The following is a 6,194-nucleotide window of genomic DNA, read 5'->3' on the forward strand; positions in this document are numbered from 1 at the left end:
TCTCAAGTCTTACCTCCGGCAGGAAATGAAAATTTAAAATTTAATACTCAGAACTATTGCGCAATAGAAAAGTCTCAGAACTTACCTCCCGAAAATGAAAAAGACTTAATTATTCTCACACAATGTCCCACAAACTGGAATGATCTACGCATCTGGTTCCGCCGGGCAATAAATCAACAAAAAAAACTAGCCATCGCCTACTCCCAACCTTCCATTATCCCTCCCACAGAAATCTGGCAAAAACTCCTGGGAATTGCCAAATATCTCAGCCGTACTGGCCAACCCGTAACTCGTTATCAATTGCTAAAAAAGTTAAGTATTAGCGATCCAACTCTTAAACTAGGGTTTAAATCAATACAGTATTTTGGATTTAATGTCAAGTATAAAGACAGATATTTTTACATAATTGAGAATAAAACCAAAAATCAACAATCAGAAAGTTTATCCCAAATAATTGGAAAATTCCTAGCAGCAGTATCAGAAGAACAATTTAGGCAAAAATACTTCTGTGAAGTACCTCTAAAAACAATAGAAGCGATCGCAGCCCAAACAATTTTAGAAGATACTAATACCTCCATTCCCTTCTAGTTGCTCTACAATAATTTAAGTTGTGACATAGAACAGCCTCCTATTATGCTCATCTGTCCCCAATGTGAGTTTGAAAATCCTAACAATAATAAATATTGTCAAAAATGTGGTATATCCTTAACCCACAAAAATTGTTCTCAATGTGGCTCACAAGTCTCCTTGACCGTTCTAAAATGTCACAACTGTGGAGCCGACACAGGTCAAGTATGGAAGGCCATTATTGTTAATCAAACCCCTTCCTTTACGGCGAGGTCTGATCAAACAGAAATTAATCTCCAGAAACTGAGCCCAGAAGAATTTATCACAGGAGGAACTCCCCTGGCCAAAGATTCGGCAGAATCAGCAGTAGATATTATTACAAAAGAATCTGAAGAGATTTTAGAATCCTGCCTAAGTTCAGAGGAGAAAATTGAAATAGAAGATGCTCTCTCACCAGGTGAAACTGTGGCTAAATTAGCCTCAGATATAGAATCAGAAAATCTCCTATCAAAAACAATAGCCGAAACTGACAATCAAATCCAGGATATAGGGGAATTAGCTCATCCAAAATCAACAACTGCAGATATTCTCAGTCCAATGTCTGAAGCAGTAAACACAGAAAATCCATTATCCTTAAATGATACAGAAATTCTCTCCACTGCATCAGAAGAAAAATACTTAGACCCTCAAAAACGCTACCAAGNGAAAATCTCCTATCAAAAACAATAGCCGAAACTGACAATCAAATCCAGGATATAGGGGAATTAGCTCATCCAAAATCAACAACTGCAGATATTCTCAGTCCAATGTCTGAAGCAGTAAACACAGAAAATCCATTATCCTTAAATGATACAGAAATTCTCTCCACTGCATCAGAAGAAAAATACTTAGACCCTCAAAAACGCTACCAAGTATTGGAAACTATACCAGCAAGTAACCAAGATGCAACATTAGTTGTGCAGGTATTAGACCGTTACCCACTAGAAGAAACCCCAATTAAAGCTTGGTTGCGAAACAATTCAGGTCAGTTTAAACCAATAACCCCCGAAGCTATGGAAGCTTTAATTATTCCCATCATTGCCCAACCTTATATAGCTTTACATACTCAAATACCTCAACATTTGCCAGCTATTCACGATGGTTGGCGATTGGACTCGGTGGAAAGTTCGCGATTGCCAAACGAAGAAATATTACTTTTGGCAGACTATAGCAGTTGGCCCAAATTACTTGACCTCTGGGGCAGCGAACATCTATCCCAACTGCAAATTTTATCGTGGTTACAGCAAATGACAGAACTTTGGGCAGCCTTAGTACCCTGGAATTGTTGTCAAAGTATACTGAAACATGAAAATCTCCGGGTAAATGAAGCGGAGAATAACTCCATTAAGTTACAACGCTTATATTCAAAACCTGGTGAAGAAAAAAATATTAATGACCTAATGCTATTCTGGCAATGGTTGTTTGAGCAATCCCAACGTACACAGTTTGGTTGGATAACAACTTTATTTCAAGATTGGCGAGATGGCAAAATACAAACTATTGAACAATTGCAATTGCATTTAATGAATACTCAAGATAATTTACAACCTCAACCACCTCCTACATCTCCAGCTACAGTTTTACAAACAAATGATTCTACCTCAGAAATAGTAGATAATATTGAAACTCAGGATACTGAACTTTTACCAATACAGTTAATAAGTTTGGAAAGTTCGGGTAAAAGTGATATAGGTACTCAACGTGACCATAATGAAGATGCTTTTGGGATTCAAACTCAGATAGAAAGTCAAGAAACAACTACCGAAAGAATTATTCAGGCGAAAGGAATTTATATACTTTGTGATGGTATGGGAGGACACGCTAGTGGAGAAATAGCTAGTCAGTTAGGAGTAGATACGATTAAACAATATTTTAAAACTGAAAGTAGTTGGTCAGTAGGTTTGTCTTCAGAGGAAATAATTCGTGAAGCAATTTTACAGGCGAATGAGGTCATTTACGATATTAACCAACAAGAGGTTCGTTCTGGTAGTAGTCGGATGGGTACTACTTTAGTCATGGCAATGATTTACGATACAAAAGTAGCTGTCGCTCATGTAGGGGATAGTCGTTTGTATCGTTTTTCTCGTCAGGGAGGTTTAGACCAAATTACTCTAGACCATGAAGTAGGTCAAAGAGAAATTAATCGTGGAGTTGAACCAGAAATAGCTTATGGTCGCCCCGATGCTTATCAATTGACTCAAGCTTTAGGACCACGAAATGAAAATTTTGTGAGACCTGATATACAGTTTTTGAATTTAGATGAGGATAGTCTATTAATTTTAGCCTCTGATGGTTTGACAGATAATCAACTTCTGGAAAATCATTGGCAAACTCACCTCGAACCACTTTTAGACAAGCAAGCTAATTTGGAGTTGGGTGTAAGTAAGTTAATTGATTTGGCAAATCAATATAATGGTCACGATAATATTACAGCAATTGTGATTCGTGCTTTAGTTAAGCCACAAGAAAATTAGAGAAATTTTGTTGATACAGGCCAAGTAAAAAAATATCTTATTCCTGATACTAATTCACTTAAAAAATATCACAAATAGTTCGTAACTCATACAGTCAAAGAATAAACTGAAATTCTTGTAAAATTCAGCTCTCTAACTTCTAACTTCTGACTTTACTAAAAAATGAGGTCTAAAGCCTCCCCTTTGTAAGGGGATGAAAAAAAGATTTAACTCAGTATTTCAAGCCTCATAATTTAGTCGGAGGTTGACTGATAACTGATAACTGATAACTGAAATGACTCCCTACTCCCTATTTTATAAATTGTGATTAGGTTAACCCTCCTAGACCCTCAAAAAAATACCCCCTTAAAAAATTGGGACTTTCAGAGCGAATCAATAATCAAGGTTGGTCGCTCTCCTGATAATAATATTGTTTTATCTGATAGTTTAGTTTCCCGATACCATCTAGAGCTACATAAAATCTCCAAGTCCCAATCTGGAAATATTTGGCGCTTAGTTAGTCAAGGCACAAATGGGACTTTTGTTAATGGAGTTTTGATGTCTCAGGGAATTGTTTCTGATGGTTCCCTGATACAGTTAGCGAGAGGCGGTCCGATTTTTAAATTTCAAGTTCAGCCTGAATCTGCTGCCAAAATTCCCCAGCAATGTTGTCCCCGCGCTGGTGATAACCCAACAGGAAATTTATTCTGCATCTATTGTGGTAAACCAATTCAGGTTCAACGCAGTATTCGTCAATATCAAGTATTACGGATATTGGGTCAAGGTGGTATGGGTACTACCTATTTGGCTTGGGATCGGGAGCGACATAATTTGCAAGTGGGCGCTTCCCCTGCTGCTGCTTTGGTGGTACTCAAGGAGATGAATGCTGATATGGCTCAAATTCGTAAGGCTCAAGAATTATTTGAGCGAGAAGCTAAAGCGCTTAAATCATTNGTATTCGTCAATATCAAGTATTACGGATATTGGGTCAAGGTGGTATGGGTACTACCTATTTGGCTTGGGATCGGGAGCGACATAATTTGCAAGTGGGCGCTTCCCCTGCTGCTGCTTTGGTGGTACTCAAGGAGATGAATGCTGATATGGCTCAAATTCGTAAGGCTCAAGAATTATTTGAGCGAGAAGCTAAAGCGCTTAAATCATTAGACCATTCAGGAATTCCTAAGTTTTTCGACTTTTTTGTTGAAGAAGACAAGAAATATTTGGCAATGGAAATGATTCATGGTCAAGATTTGGAGAAACGCATTGCTACTCAAGGACCAATTTTGCCACAACAGGCAATAGAGTGGATGATTCAGACTTGCGAAGTCCTAGAATACATTCACTCACAAGAACCCCCACTTATTCACAGGGATATTAAACCTGCTAATCTGCTAGTGCGCCGTCGCGACAATCAGATAGTGGTTTTAGATTTTGGGGCAGTTAAAGAAATTGGAACACCTTTGGGTACCCGAATTGGCGCAGAAGGTTATAGCGCCCCCGAACAAGATCGCGGGCAACCTTTAACTCAATCTGATTTGTATGCGGTGGGTGCAACTCTGATTTTTTTGCTGACTGGGAAAAGTCCAATGCACTTTTATGATAATCGTGGCAATGGTTATCGGTTTTATATTGAAAGCGTTCCCACTATTACACCAAAACTACGGGAGGTGATTGAAAAAGTTACACAACCATTGCCTGGCGATCGCTATCAAACTGCCCCAGAGTTAGCAAAAGCTTTGAATAGTTGTCTTTAGGGAGCAAACATCATCAGTCTTAATGAGCTGATACTAAATCTGGTTTAGATGTGTTATTTCTGAAAGGAGATAACAGGAAAAAAATGATGAATATCTTTTGTAAATCCGACTTGGTATCCGCGATCTAAAGGCATATTTGACTTCTTGAGGAGGAATGTTTGTAATAGTAATACTATTTCATTATCCATCTTGTGCAAGATTTAACCTACTCAAATCATAAGCATTCAGCCGTCAGCTATCAGCTATCAGCAAAGAAGAAATTAGCCTCTAAAGAGAATTAAAAGTTATGAATAAAGTTGGTCATCAGCTAATCTTAGAATTCCTTGATTCTTTACAAAAAAAAGCTCTTTGCGAAGCATTCTGCNTAAGCATTCAGCCGTCAGCTATCAGCTATCAGCAAAGAAGAAATTAGCCTCTAAAGAGAATTAAAAGTTATGAATAAAGTTGGTCATCAGCTAATCTTAGAATTCCTTGATTCTTTACAAAAAAAAGCTCTTTGCGAAGCATTCTGCACGAAATGCGGAATGCTAATGGGTGAATACTTACCTCAAATCAGTTAAAACAATTATATTATAAGTTCATCATTTAAAGTAAAGGCAGTTAGCTGCATAGCAAGAACCATTAATGGTTTGTACACTGTTTACATATCTTGGAATTACAGTTTTATACTTGGGGCAATTAAACAATTTTGAGCAACTAAGTTTTTTTTGAACATGACTACAGTTGCCAAAAGTTTTATAACCAGAAGTTTCCTGATGAGGGACAACTATCAAGCCTTTTTTTTCATTAGTCTAGTTGAAGTTTGATAGGGAAGTTAGTAGATTAATCTTCTTCCCAAGCTTCTACAGCTAATAGTTCACTAATTGGATCTTGCATCGAAAAACCAAACTCTTGCAGTTCTTTTTTCCAATAGTGCCATTTATCGCCAAAAAGTAGGGCTATCTTCCAGATACTATCTGTTGGCTTAATTACATTAGATTTCAGAAGGGAATTCACCTGACGCTGGAGTTTATCCATCGGGTGTATAACCTGTTGGCTCATAATACCTCTTAATTTTTTGAAATTCTGCTAAACACTACCTACCCATTCTCACTTTTACCGATTCGTGGATTTTTCGTGGCCTTGGGAAAGGTGCTTTATATGTTTATAATGTAGAATACTTACTTTTGGCAAGCCACTATAAGTAAAACTAAATTATTTCAAACAAACGGTAATATTTGTTTATTATTATTGGTTTTTATGTGTTTTCCTACTTGAAAAAAATTAATTAATGTGATACACAAAAATACTATTCCTGGATAGGTAAACAATCTTTATTTTTGAGCATACCGAGAATTATAACACAAATTAGACATAGATCAAGATTTAGTTAGTCTGAAAG

General features: G+C 37.2%; 5 protein-coding genes and 1 pseudogene. 5 read left to right on the top strand and 1 reads right to left on the bottom strand.

All coding sequences use genetic code 11. From position 1 onward, the window contains the following. The 5 genes and pseudogenes from AFK68_RS15040 to AFK68_RS15060 form a co-directional block, all read left to right on the top strand. A pseudogene (locus AFK68_RS15040) lies at positions 1–588 on the top strand (single-stranded-DNA-specific exonuclease RecJ); the annotation flags it as partial. A gap of 45 nt (positions 589–633) precedes the next feature. Continuing rightward, on the top strand, positions 634–1,270 hold a 637-nt coding region (locus tag AFK68_RS15045; protein WP_210407414.1), incomplete at its 3' end, for a zinc ribbon domain-containing protein. Between the two features lie 103 nt (positions 1,271–1,373). Continuing rightward, the gene (locus AFK68_RS45270; RefSeq protein WP_094673502.1) at positions 1,374–3,080 is read left to right on the top strand and encodes a serine/threonine phosphatase; all 1,707 of its coding nucleotides are present in this window, start codon (positions 1,374–1,376) and stop codon (positions 3,078–3,080) included. 303 nt (positions 3,081–3,383) lie between these two features. Next, the coding region (locus AFK68_RS45275; protein ID WP_371357398.1) for an FHA domain-containing protein at positions 3,384–4,012 on the top strand (629 nt) is incomplete at its 3' end. Between the two features lie 45 nt (positions 4,013–4,057). Further along, complete coding sequence (locus AFK68_RS15060; RefSeq protein ID WP_371357399.1) at positions 4,058–4,813, top strand: serine/threonine protein kinase; 756 nt, start codon at positions 4,058–4,060, stop codon at positions 4,811–4,813. Between the two features lie 822 nt (positions 4,814–5,635). Here AFK68_RS15060 and AFK68_RS15065 read toward each other — a convergent pair. Continuing rightward, positions 5,636–5,854 carry a DUF4327 family protein gene (locus AFK68_RS15065; RefSeq protein WP_094673503.1) on the bottom strand — a complete coding sequence of 73 codons (219 nt, stop codon included), beginning with the start codon at positions 5,852–5,854 and terminating at the stop codon, positions 5,636–5,638. Between the last annotated feature and the right edge of the window lie 340 nt (positions 5,855–6,194).

The sequence above is a fragment of the Hydrocoleum sp. CS-953 genome, assembly GCF_002260545.1.
Taxonomy (GTDB): domain Bacteria; phylum Cyanobacteriota; class Cyanobacteriia; order Cyanobacteriales; family Microcoleaceae; genus Trichodesmium.